A 17943-nucleotide genomic window follows, 5' to 3' on the forward strand; every position below is an offset into this window, starting at 1 on the left:
ACTTGCCCTGGCCGTCCATCAACCAAAAACTCAAGGTTCGACCATGCCAAGAAAGAGCCAGATTTGCCGGCGAGCGGCGGCTTCGTCCGCGGCGCTGGTGTTGCTGCTGTCATCCGCGGCGAATGCCATGGCAGATTCGCCAGAACGCCCTGGCGATTGCAGCGCGATCGAGCGGTGGCAGCAGAAGAGCGAGTATCCGCTGGGAAGCTGCGTGACCTACGGCAGGTACATCTGGGCCAATGACGCCCACGCCGAAGCCGGGCAACGGCCTGGCGCCGATGACCGGCGGTGGTACAAGATCGGCGACAACACGCTGGACGACCTGAACGTGATGGTCGCTCCCAGCGCGGCTGCGCAGCCGACGGTCTTTACCTACACCGCCGAGGCGCCGTGGCATGGCTCGCGCGTCCAGTTCGTCGCCAAGGGCACCCAGCGCAAGCAGGTCGTCGCGGTGCCGCGGGACGGCTATACCGCGCTGAAGGTGCTGGCGAGCATGGAGGGCGACGCCTATGGAAACCGCGTCTATCCGCTATGGCTGCGTGCGCAGCGCAATGTCAGCGGCTCGGGGCAGGAAGGGACGCTGGGCCCGCTGGATGCCGTCGGCGGGCATGCCGGTCGCGGCACGCTGATCGTGTGGTACGACCCGGCCGACAATCCCGGGCTGCAGTCCGGCGGACGATACCGGACCAAGCCGGGCATGCGTCTGGTCATCGACGCCATCGGCACCGATCTGCCGAAGCAACCGAAGATCGGCACGTTCCGGCTCGGTGTCGATGTCGTGCATTCGCCGAAGTAGTCCCAAGGCGCTACGCGTAGTCCAGCGGTAGCGCCGTCGTGTACTTGATCTGCTCCATCGCGAAGCTGGAACTGACATCGGCCAGTTCCACGCCCTGGATCAGCTTCTTGTACACGGCGTCATAGGCGGCGATATCGGGCACCACCACGCGCAGCAGGTAGTCGGTGTCGCCCGCCATGCGGTAGAACTCGGTGACTTCCGGAATCGATGCCACGAGATCGTGGAAGGTCTTCAGCCATTTCACGTTGTGCTGGCTCGTGCGGATCGAGACAAAGACGGTCACGCCCACATTGAGCCGGGCGGCATCGAGCAGTGCCACGCGCTTGCGGATCACGCCGGACTCTTCCAGCTTCTGTACGCGGCGCCAGCAGGGCGTGGAGGTCAGGCCGACGCGTTCACCGATGTCGGCAACGGGTACGGAGGCATCTTCCTGCAGGATGCCCAGGATCTGGCGGTCATAGCGGTCCATCGTTGTCAGGTCAGGTAAGGTGGTTGGGCGCCAGCCGCAGGCCACCCTGCCAGGGCGGATGTCAGCTGACGATGGTATCCACCAGCAGGTTCACGCCGGTGGCAATGCGGTCCTGGTCCACGCCGTAGATGTGCAGTGACACGGCCACCGCGTGGCTGTCGTTGCCCAGCGCGTGGATATGCTGCAGGCCGGCCGGCACGCTGAACGTGTCGCCTGCCTTGCGCGTCGCGGCGCCGGTCTGGCTGGCCGTGCGATTCCCGGGATTCCAGCGGTAATGCCGTTCGGACAGCGTGCCGCGCAGCACCCGGTATGCGCACCAGGTGCGATGGCCGTGCACCGGGCTGTACTGGCCCGGGCGCCAGACCAGCACCATCACCGAAAAACGCTCGTAGGGATCGGCGTAGACCAGATGGCGCGTGTAGTTGTCGGGGCTGCCATCGAGCGCGCCGGGCGGCAGGCTGGCCAGCAGCGTGTCCGCGTCGGGCAGGCTGGCCGCCACGTGCGCGGCGACCATGCGGGCGCTCTGCGAGAGCGTGGCTTCCATGCCCGAGGCCAGCGAGGACAACGGGGACGGCGTGGAGCGGATGCGGGATGCGGCGGCTTCCATGGCGGGCGCGTTCTTCTTGATGTGCGATATGTGCGATAGCGTTCATCTTAAAAGCGCGTCCGGAGCACCAGCATGCGAAATGTCGTCCCAAGTTGCCCTGCATTGTAATTGCATTCCAGCAGATCGCAATTTTGTAGAATGTTTTTTCCGACTGCGCCGGCGTTGCTCCATCAGGCGATAATCCGCGCCATGGAAATCAAATGGCTTGAAGACTTCGTCAGCCTGGCCGAGACGCACAGCTTCTCGCGCTCGGCGGAACTGCGGCATGTCACGCAACCGGCGTTCTCCCGGCGTATCCAGTCGCTGGAGGCCTGGGTGGGCACCGAGCTGATCGACCGGTCGAGCTATCCCACCAGTCTCACCGAGGCTGGCAAGGTGTTCTACGAACAGGCGCTGGCGATGCTGGCGCAGGTCAGCGAAACGCGTGCACTGATGCGCGGCCAGCGGTCGGCCAACGCGCAGGTGCTGGAATTCGCGGTGCCCCACACGCTGTCGCTGACATTCTTCCCGGAATGGCTCAAAGGCGTGGAGCGCAAGCTGGGCACGCTGCCATGCCGCCTGCGTGCGCTGAATGTCCACGATGCGGTGCTGATGCTGGTGGAAGGCGGCTGCGACCTTGTGATGGTGTACCACCATCCGCGTCAGGCCATCCAGCTCGATCCGGCGCACTACGACATGCTGGTACTGGGCACGGAACGGCTGTCGCCGTACAGCGTGCCCGACGCCACGGGCCGCCCGCTGTTTCGGTTGCCGGGCACCGACAAGAAGCCGGTGCCGTTCCTCAGTTACACGCCCAATGCGTTCCTGGGCCGCATGGTGGACATGCTGCTGGCGGAATCCACCGATTCGCTCAAGCTCGACAAATGCTATGAAACCGATATGGCCGAGGCGCTCAAGGTCATGGCGCTGGCGGGCCACGGCATGGCGTTTCTGCCGGAAAGCACGGTGCGCGAGGACGTCGCCGCCGGCCGCCTGGTGCGGGCCGAAGCCGCGCGCGGCCTGCCGCAATCGATCGACATGGAAATCCGGCTCTACCGCGAGCGTCCGTCGGACGGCGGCGAACGGCGCGGCAGCCAGCTCCGGCGCAAGCGCCAGCTGGTGGACAAGGTATGGGCGACCCTGGTTGCCCCGTCAACCGCCGCCTGACAGAGGCCAGGCATCCCGACATCGTTATGCAAGTCTTGCATAACCATCGTGTGGCGGATGAGCAAACGGCATTGGATTCGGGAAAGGGGGCGCCGATATGCTCCGTGTCACCTTCACTCGGAAACCAACGATGTCTTCCGCAGCACCGACGCAAAACGTCTCCAATGCTCACGCCCTGCCTTCGTACCTGAACGCCGACAATCTCGGTCCCTGGGGCATCTACCTGCAGCAAGTCGACCGTGTCACGCCCTACCTGGGCTCGCTGGCACGCTGGGTTGAAACCCTGAAGCGCCCGAAGCGTGCGCTGATCGTCGACGTACCCATCGAACTGGACAACGGCACCATCGCCCACTTCGAGGGCTATCGGGTGCAGCACAACCTGTCGCGTGGCCCGGGCAAGGGCGGCGTGCGCTTTCACCAGGACGTGACGCTGTCCGAGGTGATGGCGCTGTCGGCGTGGATGTCGGTGAAGAACGCGGCCGTGAACGTGCCATACGGCGGCGCCAAGGGCGGCATCCGCGTGGACCCGCGCACGCTGTCGCACGGCGAGCTGGAACGCCTGACGCGCCGCTACACCAGCGAGATCAACCTCATCATCGGCCCGACCAAGGACATTCCGGCGCCGGACGTGAACACCAACGCCCAGGTCATGGCCTGGATGATGGATACCTACTCGATGAATTCTGGCAGCACGGCCACCGGCGTGGTGACCGGCAAGCCGATCTCGCTGGGCGGTTCGCTGGGCCGTCACGAGGCCACCGGCCGTGGCGTGTTCGTGGTCGGTTCCGAGGCCGCCCGCAACCTGGGCATGGACGTCAAGGGTGCACGCGTGGCCGTGCAGGGCTTCGGCAACGTGGGCGCCGTGGCCGCCAAGCTGTTCCATGAGGCCGGCGCCAAGGTGGTGGCGGTGCAGGATCACCGCACGACGCTGTTCGACCCGGCTGGCCTGGATGTGCCGGCGATGATGGAATACGCATCGCATAGCGGCACGATCGAGGGTTATCGTGCCGAAGTCATCAAGGGCGACCAGTTCTGGGAAGTGGATTGCGACATCCTGATCCCGGCCGCGCTGGAAGGCCAGATCACGGCGGAGAACGCACCGAAGATCACGGCGAAGCTGGTGATCGAGGGTGCCAACGGCCCGACCACCCCGCAGGCCGACGACATCCTGCGCGAGCGCAATATTCTGGTCTGCCCGGACGTGATCGCCAATGCCGGCGGCGTGACGGTGTCCTACTTCGAATGGGTGCAGGACTTCTCGAGCTTCTTCTGGACCGAAGAGGAAATCAACGAACGCCTGGTACGAATCATGCAAGAAGCCTTCCGGGCGATCTGGCAGGTTGCCCAGGACAACAAGGTCACGCTGCGTACGGCCGCGTTCATCGTCGCCTGCTCGCGGATCCTGCAGGCGCGCGAAATGCGCGGTCTGTATCCATGATGCAGGCGGGTCAAGGAACGGGACGCCAGGGCTGCTGCAACGCAGCAAATCTTGCACCCATCCTGATTCACTGAGAAACGGCGACCGGACTTGTTCCGGTCGCCGTTTTTCTATTGACGCCGCTTCCGGAAACTTGCAATCCGACGTTGGCAGTCGTGTCTCATTTTGGCGCATTGCCGCGAAACGCTGCCTGAAATGGCACCAGTTAGGGGAAAAACCCGTTGTCTTGGGTGACGAGCTAAGCAATACTGTTTCGCCGGCGGGACTGTCTGTTACAGTCGCGCCTTTCTCTCTTCATGGTCAAGGAGATGTTATGAATGTTGCCAAGTTGGCCGGCCTGATGATTGCGGCAGGCATGCTGTGCGCGAGCGCACAGGCAGCCGAGCCGCTGACGGGTACGCTGCAGAAGATCAAGGATACGGGTGTCATTACGCTGGGTGTGCGGGACTCTTCGATCCCGTTCAACTACAACCTGGGCGGTGTGCGCCAGGTAGGCTATTCCTACGATATCAACATGAAGATCGTGGAAGCCATCAAGGACCAGCTGAAGCTCCCGAACCTGCAGGTCAAGGAAATCCCGATCACCTCGCAGAACCGCATCACGCTGCTGCAGAACGGCACGATCGACATCGAGTGCGGCTCGACGACGAACAACCTCGAGCGCCAGAAGCAGGCCTCGTTCACCACCAGCATCTTCATCATCGGCACGCGCATCATGGTGAAGAAGGACGGCGGCATCAAGGACTGGGCCGACCTGAAGGGCAAGAACGTGGTGACCACGGCCGGTACGACGTCCGAGCGCCTGCTGCGCAAGATGAACGACGACCAGAAGCTGGGCATGAACATCATCAGCACCAAGGACCATGGCCAGTCGTTCCTGACGCTGGAATCGGGCCGTGCCGTGGCGTTCATGATGGACGACGCACTGCTGTACGGCGAGCGCGCCAAGGCCAAGAACCCGAACGACTGGATCGTGGTGGGCAAGCCGCAGTCGCGTGAATCGTACGGCTGCATGATCCGCAAGGACGACGTGCCGTTCAAGAAGCTGGCCGACCATGTGATCACCGGCCTGATGAAGGACGGCTCTATCAACCAGATGTACACCAAGTGGTTCCAGCAACCGGTGCCGCCGAAGGGCCTGAACCTGGACTTCCCGCTGTCCGAAGACATGAAGGCGCTCTTCAAGAACCCGAACGACAAGGCACTCGACTGATCTGCGCGATTGGAGCAGTGCGAAACGGAAGGAGCAGTCCTTCCGTTTCTTTTTGAGGACGCACTATGGATTACATTTTTCACTGGGGAGTCTTCCTCGAGCAGGCCGCCGCCAACGAGACGTACCTGGACTGGATGATTTCCGGTCTCAAGGTGACGATCGCGCTGGGCCTGTCCTCGTGGGTGATCGCGCTCGTCGTCGGCTCCGTGCTCGGTGTGCTGCGCACCGTGCCGAACAAGTGGCTGTCGGGTTTCGCCGCCACCTATGTCGAGATCTTCCGGAACATTCCGCTGCTGGTGCAGCTGTTCATCTGGTACTTCGTCGGTCCCGAGCTGCTGCCCGGCGGCGAGGCCATCAAGCAGATGAACCCGTTCACGCAGCAATTCCTGGCCGCCATGATCTGCCTGGGCACGTTTACCGCCGCCCGGGTTTGCGAACAGGTGCGCTCGGGTATCAATTCGCTGCCGCGCGGTCAGAAGAACGCCGGCCTGGCCATGGGCTTCACCCTGTCGCAAACGTATCGCCACGTGCTGCTGCCGATGGCGTTCCGCGTCATCGTGCCGCCGATCACGTCCGAATTCCTGAACATCTTCAAGAACTCGGCCGTGGCGTCGACGATCGGCCTGCTGGAACTGGCCGCGCAAGGCCGCCAGCTGGTGGACTACACCGCGCGCCCGTATGAATCGTTCATCGCGGTCACGCTGCTGTACGCGCTGATCAACTTCACGGTGATGTTCCTGATGCGCTGGGTGGAACGCCGTACCCGCGTGCCGGGCTTCATCGGCGGCAAGTAAGGAGCTGGAACATGGCATACGAATTCGATTTCAGCTCGATCAATGCATCGACCCTCCACGTGCTTGGCGAGGGCATGATGGTGTCGCTGAAGATCACCGTGACGGCGGTGATCGTCGGCATCGTCTGGGGCACGATCCTGGCGATGATGCGCCTGTCGTCGAGCAAGCCACTGAACTGGTTCGCGCAGGGGTACGTGACGCTGTTCCGGTCCATCCCGCTGGTGATGGTGCTGTTGTGGTTCTTCCTGATCATCCCGCAGCTGCTGCAGAAGGTGTTCAACCTGAACGCAGCGTCCGACCTGCGCATGACGTCCGCGCTGATCGCGTTCTCGCTGTTCGAGGCCGCGTACTACTCGGAAATCATCCGCGCCGGTATCCAGAGCGTGTCGCGCGGACAGATGTTCGCCGCGCAGGCGCTGGGCATGACCTATGGCCAGACCATGCGCCTGGTGGTGCTGCCGCAGGCGTTCCGCAACATGGTGCCGCTGCTGCTGACGCAGGGCATCATCCTGTTCCAGGATACGTCGCTGGTCTACGTGAGCGCGCTGGCTGATTTCTTCGGCCAGGCCTACGGCATTGGCGAGCGTGACGGCCGCATCGTGGAGATGCTGCTGTTCGCCGGCCTCGTGTACTTCATCATTTGTTTCTCCGCTTCGCTGCTGGTCAAGCGTTATCAGAAAAAGGTGGCCGTATGATCGAAATTAATAACGTTTCCAAGTGGTACGGCGCCTTCCAGGTGCTGACGGACTGCACGACCCAGGTTGCCAAGGGTGAAGTGGTGGTGGTGTGCGGCCCGTCGGGCTCGGGCAAGTCGACGCTGATCAAGACCGTGAACGCACTGGAGCCGTTCCAGAAGGGCGACATCCTGGTAGATGGCACGTCGGTGGGCAACCCGAAGACCAACCTGCCCAAGCTGCGCTCGCGCGTGGGCATGGTGTTCCAGAACTTCGAACTGTTCCCGCATCTGTCGATCACCGAGAACCTGACCATCGCCCAGATGAAGGTGCTGGGCCGCTCGAAGGAAGAGGCGACGGCCAAGGGCCTGAAGTACCTGGAGCGCGTGGGTCTGAAGAGCCAGGCATCGAAGTATCCGGGCCAGCTGTCGGGTGGCCAGCAGCAGCGCGTGGCCATCGCCCGTGCGCTGTCGATGGATCCGATCTGCATGCTGTTCGACGAGCCGACGTCGGCGCTTGACCCCGAAATGGTCAACGAAGTGCTGGATGTGATGGTTCAGCTGGCGCAGGAGGGCATGACCATGATGTGCGTGACCCACGAGATGGGCTTCGCCCGCAAGGTGGCCAACCGCGTGATCTTCATGGACGCCGGCAAGATCGTCGAAGACTGTCCGAAGGAAGAGTTCTTCGGCAACATCGACGCCCGCTCGGAGCGCGCCCGCCAGTTCCTGTCGAAGATCCTGCACCACTGAAGCAGACCGCTGGTTTGCTCCCCTCTCCCGCTGCGCGGGAGAGGGGTTGGGGGAGAGGGCGAGGGGGCGCAAAACCGACAGCCTTTTCCGGGGCCCGCGTGCTGGAACAAACCGACGGCTTCGCTCAGCGTGGCTCGTTGTTAGCCCACTCCTCTCCCGCACCCTCTCGCGCCTGAGGGGAGAGGGACCCAAGACCTCACCATCTGTCACCGCTTGGGCGTGTTCGACGGCGTTGGCCATCCAATAACAAGCAGCCCCTCAATCGTGAGGGCAGCTCGCGGACACGGAAGCAGTTCAAGTACACGCCGTATTGGCCGCGTTCTTCGCCTGCACTTCCGGCGGAATTGGCACCGTCCACGTCATGGTGGGCCTGCCGTCCTCGAACATGATCAGCTCACCCGGGGAAAACTGGGTCCACGTCTCGTTGTCGGTCAGCGGCGCGGTGGCAATCACCGCCACGCGGTCGTCAGGCGTGGTGACCTGCGAGAAGTCGATCGACAAGTCGGCATCGATCAGATGGGCCTTCGAAAACGGCCATTGCCGCACGATGTAGTACAGCCGCGTGGAGCAGTGCGCGAACAACGCCTGCCCGTTGCATAGCAAAAAGTTGAAAACGCCATGCAGCGTGATGTCGCGGGTAATGTCGGCCAGGGCATGGCCCAGCTCGTTGAGCGGTGGCTGCGACCCCGGAAATCGCTTTCTGAGCCCCTGCATCAGCGTGCAGAAGGCCAGTTCGCTGTCGGTATCGCCCACGGGCTGGTAGACCCCGGACAGGAACGGCGTGAAGCCCTTCAGGTCGCCGTTGTGGGCAAAGATCCAGTGCCGGCCCCATAGCTCGCGCATGAACGGGTGGCAATTCTCCAGCAGCACCGTTCCCTGCGTGGCCTTGCGGATATGGGAGATGACGTTCTTCGACTTGATCGGGTAGCGTTTGATCAGGTCCGCCACCGGCGACGTACCGGCCGACTGGTTATCGATGAACAGCCGGCAGGCCTTGTCCTCGAAGAACGCCACGCCGAAACCGTCGGCGTGATGGTCTGTCACGCCGCCGCGGGCGGCGAAGCCGGTAAAGGAAAACGTCACGTCGGTGGGCGTGGCGCAGTTCATGCCTAGCAGCTGGCACATGGCGAGGGCACCGTGCGGCAGGGGACTGCCGCTTTGCAATAGAATGCAGACATTATCATGCGCGTGCCCGATGCTGCCAAGCCGGGCGCCTGCGCCCCCCCGCCACCTCGCCCTTCCCAGCCATGAGTCAATACAAGATCGCTGTCATTCCCGGAGACGGAATTGGAACGGAAGTGATGCCGGAAGGCATCCGTGTCATGGACGCCGCGGCGCGGCGCTTCGGCATCGACTTCCAGTGGGACCACTTCGACTTTTCCAGCTACGCCTACTACGAGCGCCACGGCAAGATGCTGCCGGACGACTGGTTCGACACGCTGGTCAAGTACGACGCCATCTACTTCGGCGCAGTGGGCTGGCCGCAGAAGATCGCCGACCATGTGTCGCTGTGGGGCTCGCTGCTGCAGTTCCGGCGCTCGTTCGACCAGTACGTGAACCTGCGGCCCGTGCGCCTCATGCCGGGCATCAAGAGCCCGCTGGCCGACCGCAAGCCCGGCGACATCGACTTCTACGTGGTGCGCGAGAACACCGAGGGCGAATATTCCAGCATCGGCGGGCGCATGTTTCCGAATACCGACCGCGAGATCGTGGTGCAGGAAACGGTGATGAGCCGCCACGGCGTGGACCGCATCCTGAAATTCGCGTTCGAACTGGCGCAAAAACGACCGAAGAAGCATCTGACGTCGGCCACCAAGTCCAATGGCATCTCGATCACGATGCCGTACTGGGACGAGCGCGTGGAGGCGATGGCCGCCAACTACCCCGGCCTGAAGGTCGACAAGTACCACATCGACATCCTGACCGCGCACTTCGTGCAGCACCCGGACTGGTTCGACGTCGTGGTGGCCAGCAACCTGTTCGGCGACATCCTGTCAGACCTGGGCCCGGCCTGCACGGGCACGATTGGCGTGGCGCCGTCGGGCAACATCAATCCGGACAAGGTCTATCCGAGCCTGTTCGAGCCGGTGCACGGCTCGGCGCCCGATATCGCCGGCAAGGGCATCGCCAATCCGATCGGCCAGATCTGGTGCGGCGCGATGATGCTGGAACACCTGGGCCACGCCGAGGCCGGCGCAGCCGTGCTGCAGGCCATCGAAAAGGTGCTGGCGGCCGGGCCGGGACATGCGCCGCTAACGCGCGATATCGGCGGAACCGCCTCCACGGCCGATCTGGGCCAGGCCATCGCGGAGGCACTGTGAACTTCCAGGGCTGCCCCCGCACGTTGCTGCTTGAGAGCTTCCGCGCCGCCGTGGCGGCCGCCGATCCGCTGGAAATCGTCGCCAGCCACCTGCCGCCGCCCCATGCAGGCGGCCGCACGCTGGTGGTGGGTGCCGGCAAGGCGGCCGCGTCGATGGCGCTGGCGGTCGAACGGGCCTACGCCGGCCACGCCGCGCTCGAAGGCGTGGTGGTCACGCGCTACGCGCACGGCCTGCCGACCGCGCATATCCGCGTGATCGAGGCTGGCCATCCGGTGCCCGATGAAGCCGGCGAGCAGGCCGCCGCCGACATCCTGGCGCAGGTGCAGTCGCTGGGCCCCGACGACCGGCTGATCGTGCTGGTATCGGGCGGCGGATCGAGCCTGCTGTCGCTGCCGGCCGAAGGCATTCCGATGGCCGACCTGAAGGCCACCACCCGTGAGTTGCTGCGCTGTGGCGCGCCGATCACCGACATGAATATCGTGCGCAAGCATGTCTCGCGCATCCAGGGCGGACGGCTTGCGCAGGCCAGCCGGGCGCCCGTGACCACGCTGATCGTGTCCGACGTGGCGGGCGACGACCCCAGCGCGATCGCATCGGGGCCGACCGTGCCCGACCCCAGCACCTATGCCGATGCGCTGGCGATCCTCAAGCGTTACGGCGCCACGGTGCCGTCGACCGTCCAGGCGCACCTGGATCGCGGCGCACGCGGCGAGATCGCCGAAACGCCAAAGCCGGGCGATCCACTGTTCGCCAGCGTGGACAATCGCATGATCGCCACGGCCCATGGCAGTCTGGCCGCCGCCGCCGCGCAGTTCCGCCGCCAGGGCATCCAGCCCGTGCTGCTCGGCGATACCGTGACCGGCGAGGCGCAGGAGGTGGCGCGCGTCTACGCGGCACTGGTGCGCGAGATTCGCAAGTACAATGCGCCGTTCTCCGCGCCGGTGGTGCTGATTTCGGGCGGTGAATGCACGGTCACATTGCCCAGTGGTGCGTCGGAACGGGCCCGTGGCGGCCGCTGTTCGGAATTCCTGCTGTCGCTGGCGATCGAACTGGACGGCGCGGCCGATATCCACGCGATCGCGGCCGATACCGATGGGATCGACGGGTCCGAGGACAATGCCGGGGCGCTGCTCGGGCCCGATTCCCTGGCCCGTGCCGAAGCGGCCGGTGTCTCGGCACGGCAGAAGCTCGACACGCACGACGCGTGGGGCTTCTTCGACGCCGTGGGCGACCTCGTGGTGACGGGCCCCACGCGCACCAATGTGAACGATTACCGCGCCATCCTGATTCTCTAAGTTGTGCTTGTCCCCATGACCCAGAAGCTTACGATTACCCGCCCCGACGACTGGCATCTGCACGTGCGCGACGGCGCCGCGCTGTCGGCGGTGCTGCCCGACACGGCGCGCCAGTTCGCGCGCGCCATCATCATGCCGAACCTGAAGCCGCCCGTGACCACGGTCGCGCTGGCGCGTGCCTACCGCGACCGCATCCTGGCCGCGCTGCCGGCCGGTGTGGCGTTCGAGCCGCTGATGACGCTGTACCTGACCGACAACCTGCCGCCCGAGGAAATCGTCGCGGCCAAGGCCAGCGGCTTCGTGCATGCGGTGAAGCTCTACCCGGCAGGTGCCACCACCAACAGCGACGCCGGCGTGACCGATATCCGCCGCTGCTATCCGACGCTGGAAGCCATGCAGCGCGAAGGCATTCCGCTGCTGGTGCACGGCGAAGTGACCGATGGCGACATCGACATCTTCGACCGCGAAGCCGTGTTCATCGACCGTGTGATGAAGCCGCTGCGCCGCGACATGCCCGAGCTGAAGGTGGTTTTCGAGCACATCACCACGCGCGATGCCGCCCAGTACGTGGCCGAGGCCGAAGGCCCCATCGGCGCGACCATCACCGCGCACCATCTGCTCTACAACCGCAACGCCATCTTCACCGGCGGCATCCGTCCGCATTACTACTGCCTGCCGGTGCTCAAGCGCGAAATCCACCGCGACGCGCTGGTCAAGGCAGCGACGTCGGGCAGCGAACGGTTCTTCCTGGGCACCGACAGCGCCCCGCACGCTCGCGGCCTGAAGGAACACGCCTGCGGCTGCGCGGGCTGCTACACGGCACTGCACGCGATGGAGCTGTACGCCGAGGCGTTCGACACGGCCGGAGCGCTGGACAAGCTCGAAGCGTTCGCCAGCTTCAACGGCCCGGCGTTCTACGGCCTGCCGCGCAACACCGGCACGCTGACGCTGACGCGGGAAGACTGGGAACTGCCGGCCGAACTGCCGTACGGCGATACCACGCTGGTGCCGCTGCGCGCCGGCGAAACGCTGCGCTGGAAGGCGAGCTGAGCGGCTTGCTGTCCGCCATCGACTGGACGCGGCCGTGGTTCCGGCCATTTGCGGGTTCCGCCGCGTCCGCCCCGGCCTTCACCGGCGGGGACCTGCGCCAGGCGCTCAACGCGTGCGCCGCGCATCTGCCTCACCTACGGAACGCTCGCGGGTTGCCGCTGCGGTTCGTGCCGCAGGCCGACCTGCCCGAGGGCGTCGCCTACGAGGCCCATATCTACGCCTCTGGCCATGTGCCGACGCGCGATAACCTCCACGATGCGTTCAACGCACTTGTGTGGCTGCATTTCCCCGAAACCAAGCGTCTGCTGAACCGGCTGCAGGCCGAGGCCATCGCGCGCGACGGCGTCGGCCACGTGCGGGGCGGCCTGCGCGATGCAGCGACGCTGTTCGACGAGAACGCGGTCATCTTCGTCAGTCGGGATGCCTCGCTGTCCGACGCGCTGTGCGGGTTTGCGTGGCACGAGCTGTTTGTCTCGCAGCGCCACGCGTGGCATGCGCGATGTACCGTGGTGCCGTTCGGCCATGCGCTGCTGGAAAAACTGGTCCAACCGTACAAGTCGGTCACGGCCCATGCCTGGTGGATTCCGGCCGCGCCCGATACCCCGTTGGACCAGCTCGACCGGCTGCTGGCGGATTCGCTCGCCGGTGCGGCCGACGCCGGTCGCCTTGCCGGCGGCCGCAGTTTCGCGCCATTGCCGGTGTTGGGCATTCCGGGCTGGTGCGATGGCAATGCCGATCCGTCGTTCTACGCCGATACCAGCGTGTTCCGGCCGGGCCGCCGGATAGCGGTGGCGGCCACGCAGGGCTGACCGTCGCCCGCTTCGGTGTTAGACTGCGGCCCGCAAAGCAGGCCAGACAATCGCTGCTTGCCCTCGCAAGGGGGTGAGGGGAGGAAAGTCCGGACTCCACAGGGCAGGGTGTTGGCTAACAGCCATCCACGGCAACGTGCGGAATAGGGCCACAGAGACGAGTCTTGCCGCCGGCTTCGGCTGGCGGGAAGGGTGAAACGCGGTAACCTCCACCTGGAGCAATCCCAAATAGGCAGACGATGAAGCGGCCCGCCGAGTCTGCGGGTAGGGAGCTGGAGCCGTCCGGTAACGGCCGGCCTAGAGGAATGGTTGTCACATGCCGTGTGCCTGCAAAGGCATGCGGTGTGCACAGAATCCGGCTTATCGGCCTGCTTTGCTCTTTCGGATACAAAAACGCCCGGCGCAGGGAGTCCTGCGTCGGGCGTTTTGCTTTCAAGGCGGCTTTCCGGGCGGGCCCGGCTGCCGCGCGGGCCGGTCAGCCTTCGATGATCTCGGTGGTGTGGGTGATCTCAGCGGTCTTGGCCAGCATGATCGACGCCGAGCAGTACTTTTCGTGCGACAGCTCGATGGCGCGCTCCACCTTGGCCGGGTCCAAGTTCTTGCCGGTCACCGTGAAGTGGAAGTTGATCTTCGTGAAGACCTTCGGGTCGGCGTCGGCGCGTTCCGCCTCGAGCTTGACCGAGCAGCCGCGCACGTCCTGCCGGCCGCGCTTGAGGATCAGCACCACGTCATAGGCGGTGCAGCCGCCGGTGCCCAACAGCACCATCTCCATCGGACGCGGTGCCAGGTTGTTGCCACCGCCGTCGGGCGCACCGTCCATCGCCACAAGGTGTCCGCTGCCGGTCTGGGCGATGAAGCTCATGCCCTCCGGGCCCGACCATGTCACTTTGCATTCCATTTTTTTCGTTCCTCGTTACCTGATGGTGTTTTGAAGCGCGCGGCGGCGCGCGTCGTAGTGCTTGCATTCCGCGAGTATAGGGCAATCGCCACATGCGCCCTGGGTGCGGGATTACCCCTAATATTCCGAAGGTTTCCTCTAGTGTGGTGTCCATGCACCACCCCGAGATTCCATTTAACTCATTGATTTTTCAACATATTCACGGATCGTGAGAGCGGCTTTATTCATTTCACATCGTGGTGTTGCATTTCGCAGTGCAAATTTTCTTGCATCCCGGAGGGCCCCATGTATAATTCATTCCATCGAACGACGGCGCTGATGAGCGCGCCAGAGTGCGAAAGCGAAAGCCGGTAACGTACCCGAATCGCTCGCCGCACCGCCCGCCCTGACCGGCCCCGTCGATCGCCCGGTGTCTCCTCCACCCTCCTCCTTTGGTGGATTCAAACCCAAGTCCAATACGACTTGGGTTTTTTTTCGTCGATTGCAAGGTTCAGGGCCGTGGCAGCCGGTCTTTGGGACGCAAGCGGCGCTTTTTCCCGCGGCCTGGTGCTGCCTGCTTGACGAAAAGCCACAACTTTGCTTGTGCGATGGCGAGAACGCCCAGTATAATCGTCGGCTTTCCGGTCATTGCCCCCGGAAAAAGATTCAGGGAGAGCCTGCAGATACAAGCAGGAAGGCCAGGTCCAAAGGGCCGGCCGCTGACAGGACGCTAAAACGGCGACCGTCATCTCGGGCAGTTTTCAAAATCAGGAAAAAATCATGAAGACCTTTTCCGCCAAGCCTGCAGAGGTAAAGCGCGACTGGTACGTGATTGACGCGACGGACAAGGTCCTCGGCCGTGTTGCCAGCGAAGTGGCACGCCGACTGCGCGGCAAGCACAAGCCGGAATTCACTCCTCACGTCGACACCGGTGATTTCATCATCATCGTCAATGCAGCCAAGCTGCGCGTGACGGGTACCAAGGAACAGGACAAGAAGTACTACCGCCACTCGGGTTACCCGGGCGGTATCTACGAAACCACGTTCGGCAAGATGCAGCAACGTTTCCCGGGCCGCGCCCTGGAAAAGGCTGTCAAGGGCATGCTGCCGAAGGGTCCGCTGGGCTACGCGATGATCAAGAAGCTGAAGGTTTATGCCGAAGGCGAGCATCCGCATGGCGCACAGCAGCCCAAGGTGCTGGAAATCTAAAGGGGCCAATATCCATGATCGGTAACTGGAATTACGGTACTGGCCGCCGCAAGAGCGCAGTGGCTCGTGTCTTCATCAAGTCGGGCAAGGGCGACATCATCGTCAATGGCAAGCCCATCAAAGAGTATTTCGCTCGCGAAACCTCGCTGATGATCGTGCGCCAGCCGCTGGAACTGACGGCTCACGCCGAAACGTTCGACATCAAGGTCAACGTGACCGGCGGTGGCGAAACCGGCCAGGCCGGTGCTGTCCGCCACGGCATCACCCGCGCCCTGATCGACTACGATGCAACGCTGAAGTCGGCCCTGTCGAAGGCTGGCTACGTGACGCGTGACGCTCGTGAAGTCGAACGTAAGAAGGTCGGTCTGCACAAGGCACGTCGCCGGAAGCAGTTCTCGAAGCGTTAATTCGCTGTTGTCCCGATCCGGCCTCGCCGGGTCCGGCAGCCCAAAAAACCGCACGATTCGTCGTGCGGTTTTTTTTCGCCTGTTGCCCGTCCACCCGGCCCCGCGACATCGTCTCAACCCTGATGCAAACTTGCCATTTCTTACACTTTTCATTCGCGCGATGATCGCCCGGCGATACAATCACGGGCCTGCGGATCGGGGAGATAGACGATGGGTCACAGGAAAGCCTGGCGGATATCGCGATGGGGGTGAAGTACCGGCCGCTGCGCCCAAGCGGCAGGCTGCGGGCAGGGCGGGCCATTGTCCGGACCTATCGACCGTGGCGAAACTGGCTGCTCGTTGCTGTGCTGGTGGGCGTGGTCGGAGCGGTCGCGGGCCTGTCGGCCTATGAGGCCGGGCGCCGTTCGGCGCCGCTGCCCGCCACCGATGCCGGTCTGGAGGCGGCCCATCAACGGTTGCGACAGCAACTGGCAGAGGTGTCCGCCGAGCGCGACAGCCTCCGGCAGAGCACCAACACGGCCGAGGCCCGGTTGCAGATCGCGCGTACCGCGCAGGAACGCATGGCTGAACAGGTCAAGTCGGCCGAGGCTGAGGTGGCACAGCTGAAAGAGGATCTGGGATTCTTCGAATCCCTGTTGCCGGCTTCGGGGGACACGTCCGGTATCCACGTCCGCAGCTTCCGGGTGGCCATGGATGAAACGCAGCCCCGCGCCCTGCGTTACCGGCTGCTGGTCATGCAGGGTGGGTCGAAGGCCTTTGTCGAGCAGCCCGAGTTCAGAGGTGAAGTGCAATTCACAATCTCGGGAAATCGGCATGGCAAGCCGTTAACGTTGATGTTGCCGCAGCCGGGCGATGCGCCACTGCCGGCAATCCGGCTGACGCATTACCAACGCATCGAAGGCGACCTGGCGATTCCGCAGGACGCCGAAGTCCGCGCCGTATCGGTCCGCATCGTCCAGAACGGCCAGGTCCGGACGACGCAGACGGCCACGCCGTAGTCAGCGCAAAGAGGAGTACAACATGCTGTTTTCGAAGAAGAAAGGCTTGTCCATCGACACGCTGGTGGGGCAGGACGCCGCCATCGAAGGCGATGTGACCTTTTCCGGGGGATTGCGTCTGGACGGTCGCGTGCGTGGCAACGTCGTGGCCGCCGAGGGCAAGTCGAGCATGCTGGTGATCAGCGAGAAGGGCGTGGTCGAGGGCGAGGTGCGCGTGGACCACCTGATCCTGAACGGCACGGTGACCGGGCCGGTCCATGCCGCCGAACTCCTGGAGTTGCAGCCGCATGCGCGCGTCTATGGTGAAGTGCGCTATGCGGCTCTTGAAATGCATCAGGGAGCGATTGTCGAAGGCCGGCTGGTGCCGTTGGTGCAAGCTGAAATTCGTGCCTTGCCGAACCATGTACCGCCCGCCGAGGTCAAGCCAGCGCGGGCCGAGACAGTGGAAGTGACGCCGGAAGCCAATGCGGCGGAAGACAAGACGGCTGACGACGATGCGGCTGAAGCCAAGGCGAGCGAAGGCAAGGCGGTCCAAGGCGCCAGCGTGCCGGCCTGAGGTGACGCACTCGCCCAGAGACCCTTGAAAACACAGGGCTTCGGCACGATTTGTGAGTAGCCCGTAGAATACGGGCGTATCTAACCAGGAGAATTCCCCATGAACGCAGTCGCAGAGGCACCTGTTACCGAGGAAATGCCGGCACCGTTCGTCTTTACCGACAGCGCCGCCGACAAGGTCAAGCAGCTGATCGAGGAAGAGGGCAATGCCGAGCTGAAGCTGCGCGTGTTCGTGCAGGGCGGCGGTTGCTCCGGCTTCCAGTACGGCTTCACGTTCGATGAAGACGTCAATGAAGACGACACGACGCTGGTCAAGAATGGCGTCACCCTGTTGATCGATTCGATGAGCTACCAATACCTGGTGGGCGCCGAGATCGACTACAAGGAAGACATCAACGGCGCACAGTTCGTGATCAAGAACCCGAACGCCTCGACCACCTGCGGTTGCGGCTCGTCGTTCTCGGTCTGATCGGCATCGCCCAGGAAAAAGCGCACTACGGTGCGCTTTTTTTATTCCCGAAAGCGCGGCCAGG

20 protein-coding genes and 1 other RNA gene are annotated in these 17943 nt (G+C 63.8%); 17 read left to right on the forward strand and 4 right to left on the reverse strand.

All coding sequences use genetic code 11. The features are described 5' to 3' along the window. The first annotated feature begins 127 nt into the window (after positions 1–127). Positions 128–796, forward strand: a complete 669-nt coding sequence (locus D9X30_RS10570) for a hypothetical protein (protein ID WP_153946544.1) — start codon at positions 128–130, stop codon at positions 794–796. Positions 797–806: 10 nt separating this feature from the next. Here the strand turns inward: D9X30_RS10570 and D9X30_RS10575 are convergent, their stop codons facing one another. Together D9X30_RS10575 and D9X30_RS10580 are read right to left on the reverse strand one after the other, a co-directional pair. After that, positions 807–1265 (reverse strand): Lrp/AsnC family transcriptional regulator, encoded by a 459-nt coding sequence (locus D9X30_RS10575; protein ID WP_092595370.1) that lies wholly within the window; start codon positions 1263–1265, stop codon positions 807–809. A 61-nt stretch (positions 1266–1326) separates the two neighbouring features. Then, positions 1327–1872: a cysteine dioxygenase family protein gene (locus tag D9X30_RS10580; RefSeq protein WP_153946545.1), complete on the reverse strand. Its 546-nt coding sequence runs from the start codon at positions 1870–1872 to the stop codon at positions 1327–1329. A 189-nt stretch (positions 1873–2061) separates the two neighbouring features. Between D9X30_RS10580 and D9X30_RS10585 the strand changes: the two genes are divergently transcribed. From D9X30_RS10585 to D9X30_RS10610, 6 genes are all read left to right on the forward strand, one after another. Next, the gene (locus D9X30_RS10585) at positions 2062–3018 is read left to right on the forward strand and encodes a LysR family transcriptional regulator (RefSeq protein ID WP_153946546.1); all 957 of its coding nucleotides are present in this window, start codon (positions 2062–2064) and stop codon (positions 3016–3018) included. Positions 3019–3148: 130 nt separating this feature from the next. Beyond that, on the forward strand, positions 3149–4456 hold the full coding sequence (locus D9X30_RS10590) for a Glu/Leu/Phe/Val family dehydrogenase (protein ID WP_066739501.1): 1308 nt from the start codon (positions 3149–3151) through the stop codon (positions 4454–4456). A gap of 313 nt (positions 4457–4769) precedes the next feature. Further along, positions 4770–5669 (forward strand): glutamate/aspartate ABC transporter substrate-binding protein, encoded by a 900-nt coding sequence (locus D9X30_RS10595; RefSeq protein WP_153946547.1) that lies wholly within the window; start codon positions 4770–4772, stop codon positions 5667–5669. Positions 5670–5734: 65 nt separating this feature from the next. Further along, positions 5735–6463, forward strand: a complete 729-nt coding sequence (locus D9X30_RS10600; protein ID WP_153946548.1) for an amino acid ABC transporter permease — start codon at positions 5735–5737, stop codon at positions 6461–6463. Between the two features lie 11 nt (positions 6464–6474). Further along, entirely contained in the window at positions 6475–7158 is a 684-nt protein-coding gene (gene gltK / locus D9X30_RS10605; RefSeq protein WP_153946549.1) for a glutamate/aspartate ABC transporter permease GltK, read from the forward strand. Then, the gene (locus D9X30_RS10610) at positions 7155–7889 is read left to right on the forward strand and encodes an amino acid ABC transporter ATP-binding protein (RefSeq protein ID WP_153946550.1); all 735 of its coding nucleotides are present in this window, start codon (positions 7155–7157) and stop codon (positions 7887–7889) included. The genes gltK and D9X30_RS10610 overlap by 4 nt, the downstream gene beginning before the upstream one ends. A 294-nt stretch (positions 7890–8183) precedes the next feature. On the opposite strand, the gene D9X30_RS10615 is transcribed toward D9X30_RS10610, so the two are convergent. After that, on the reverse strand, positions 8184–9014 hold the full coding sequence (locus tag D9X30_RS10615; RefSeq protein ID WP_153946551.1) for a class II glutamine amidotransferase: 831 nt from the start codon (positions 9012–9014) through the stop codon (positions 8184–8186). Positions 9015–9136: 122 nt separating this feature from the next. On the opposite strand from D9X30_RS10615, the gene D9X30_RS10620 reads away from it, so the two are divergent. From D9X30_RS10620 to rnpB, 5 genes are all read left to right on the forward strand, one after another. Further along, the gene (locus D9X30_RS10620; protein WP_153946552.1) at positions 9137–10210 is read left to right on the forward strand and encodes a tartrate dehydrogenase; all 1074 of its coding nucleotides are present in this window, start codon (positions 9137–9139) and stop codon (positions 10208–10210) included. After that, complete coding sequence (locus D9X30_RS10625) at positions 10207–11505, forward strand: glycerate kinase type-2 family protein (RefSeq protein WP_249640937.1); 1299 nt, start codon at positions 10207–10209, stop codon at positions 11503–11505. Before D9X30_RS10620 ends, D9X30_RS10625 begins: the two co-directional genes overlap by 4 nt. Before the next feature lie 15 nt (positions 11506–11520). After that, positions 11521–12555 (forward strand): dihydroorotase, encoded by a 1035-nt coding sequence (gene pyrC, locus D9X30_RS10630; protein WP_153946553.1) that lies wholly within the window; start codon positions 11521–11523, stop codon positions 12553–12555. A gap of 5 nt (positions 12556–12560) precedes the next feature. Then, positions 12561–13364 (forward strand): DUF3025 domain-containing protein, encoded by an 804-nt coding sequence (locus tag D9X30_RS10635; protein WP_153946554.1) that lies wholly within the window; start codon positions 12561–12563, stop codon positions 13362–13364. 34 nt (positions 13365–13398) lie between these two features. Beyond that, positions 13399–13743: RNase P RNA component class A (gene rnpB, locus D9X30_RS10640), an RNA gene on the forward strand. 96 nt (positions 13744–13839) lie between these two features. On the opposite strand, the gene D9X30_RS10645 is transcribed toward rnpB, so the two are convergent. Beyond that, positions 13840–14262 carry an OsmC family protein gene (locus D9X30_RS10645; RefSeq protein ID WP_153946555.1) on the reverse strand — a complete coding sequence of 141 codons (423 nt, stop codon included), beginning with the start codon at positions 14260–14262 and terminating at the stop codon, positions 13840–13842. Between the two features lie 759 nt (positions 14263–15021). Here D9X30_RS10645 and rplM point away from each other — a divergent pair. From rplM to erpA, 5 genes are all read left to right on the forward strand, one after another. Then, positions 15022–15450, forward strand: coding sequence for a 50S ribosomal protein L13 (rplM, locus tag D9X30_RS10650; protein WP_124682435.1), 429 nt, complete (start codon positions 15022–15024; stop codon positions 15448–15450). Positions 15451–15464: 14 nt separating this feature from the next. After that, on the forward strand, positions 15465–15857 hold the full coding sequence (gene rpsI / locus D9X30_RS10655) for a 30S ribosomal protein S9 (protein WP_066739492.1): 393 nt from the start codon (positions 15465–15467) through the stop codon (positions 15855–15857). 242 nt (positions 15858–16099) lie between these two features. Beyond that, entirely contained in the window at positions 16100–16855 is a 756-nt protein-coding gene (locus D9X30_RS10660; RefSeq protein ID WP_153946556.1) for a DUF6776 family protein, read from the forward strand. A gap of 22 nt (positions 16856–16877) precedes the next feature. Continuing rightward, a complete protein-coding gene (locus D9X30_RS10665) occupies positions 16878–17411 on the forward strand; it encodes a bactofilin family protein (protein WP_153946557.1) in 534 nt (177 codons plus the stop codon). A 99-nt stretch (positions 17412–17510) separates the two neighbouring features. Continuing rightward, positions 17511–17879, forward strand: a complete 369-nt coding sequence (gene erpA / locus D9X30_RS10670) for an iron-sulfur cluster insertion protein ErpA (protein ID WP_066739489.1) — start codon at positions 17511–17513, stop codon at positions 17877–17879. Positions 17880–17943 lie beyond the last annotated feature (64 nt).

It is taken from the genome of Cupriavidus sp. U2 (genome assembly GCF_009663685.2).
Lineage (GTDB): Bacteria > Pseudomonadota > Gammaproteobacteria > Burkholderiales > Burkholderiaceae > Cupriavidus > Cupriavidus necator_C.

Bases quoted from the DNA above. Each gene is read 5' to 3' on its own strand.
- D9X30_RS10575 (WP_092595370.1), bottom strand. From the start codon at position 1,265: ATGGACCGCTATGACCGCCAGATCCTGGGCATCCTGCAGGAAGATGCC.
- D9X30_RS10660 (WP_153946556.1), top strand. From the start codon at position 16,100: ATGGGGGTGAAGTACCGGCCGCTGCGCCCAAGCGGCAGGCTGCGGGCA.
- rplM (WP_124682435.1), top strand. From the start codon at position 15,022: ATGAAGACCTTTTCCGCCAAGCCTGCAGAGGTAAAGCGCGACTGGTAC.
- erpA (WP_066739489.1), top strand. From the start codon at position 17,511: ATGAACGCAGTCGCAGAGGCACCTGTTACCGAGGAAATGCCGGCACCG.
- D9X30_RS10610 (WP_153946550.1), top strand. From the start codon at position 7,155: ATGATCGAAATTAATAACGTTTCCAAGTGGTACGGCGCCTTCCAGGTG.
- rpsI (WP_066739492.1), top strand. From the start codon at position 15,465: ATGATCGGTAACTGGAATTACGGTACTGGCCGCCGCAAGAGCGCAGTG.
- D9X30_RS10570 (WP_153946544.1), top strand. From the start codon at position 128: ATGGCAGATTCGCCAGAACGCCCTGGCGATTGCAGCGCGATCGAGCGG.
- D9X30_RS10665 (WP_153946557.1), top strand. From the start codon at position 16,878: ATGCTGTTTTCGAAGAAGAAAGGCTTGTCCATCGACACGCTGGTGGGG.
- D9X30_RS10580 (WP_153946545.1), bottom strand. From the start codon at position 1,872: ATGGAAGCCGCCGCATCCCGCATCCGCTCCACGCCGTCCCCGTTGTCC.
- D9X30_RS10645 (WP_153946555.1), bottom strand. From the start codon at position 14,262: ATGGAATGCAAAGTGACATGGTCGGGCCCGGAGGGCATGAGCTTCATC.
- pyrC (WP_153946553.1), top strand. From the start codon at position 11,521: ATGACCCAGAAGCTTACGATTACCCGCCCCGACGACTGGCATCTGCAC.
- D9X30_RS10620 (WP_153946552.1), top strand. From the start codon at position 9,137: ATGAGTCAATACAAGATCGCTGTCATTCCCGGAGACGGAATTGGAACG.
- D9X30_RS10590 (WP_066739501.1), top strand. From the start codon at position 3,149: ATGTCTTCCGCAGCACCGACGCAAAACGTCTCCAATGCTCACGCCCTG.
- D9X30_RS10585 (WP_153946546.1), top strand. From the start codon at position 2,062: ATGGAAATCAAATGGCTTGAAGACTTCGTCAGCCTGGCCGAGACGCAC.
- D9X30_RS10615 (WP_153946551.1), bottom strand. From the start codon at position 9,014: ATGTGCCAGCTGCTAGGCATGAACTGCGCCACGCCCACCGACGTGACG.
- gltK (WP_153946549.1), top strand. From the start codon at position 6,475: ATGGCATACGAATTCGATTTCAGCTCGATCAATGCATCGACCCTCCAC.
- D9X30_RS10600 (WP_153946548.1), top strand. From the start codon at position 5,735: ATGGATTACATTTTTCACTGGGGAGTCTTCCTCGAGCAGGCCGCCGCC.
- D9X30_RS10595 (WP_153946547.1), top strand. From the start codon at position 4,770: ATGAATGTTGCCAAGTTGGCCGGCCTGATGATTGCGGCAGGCATGCTG.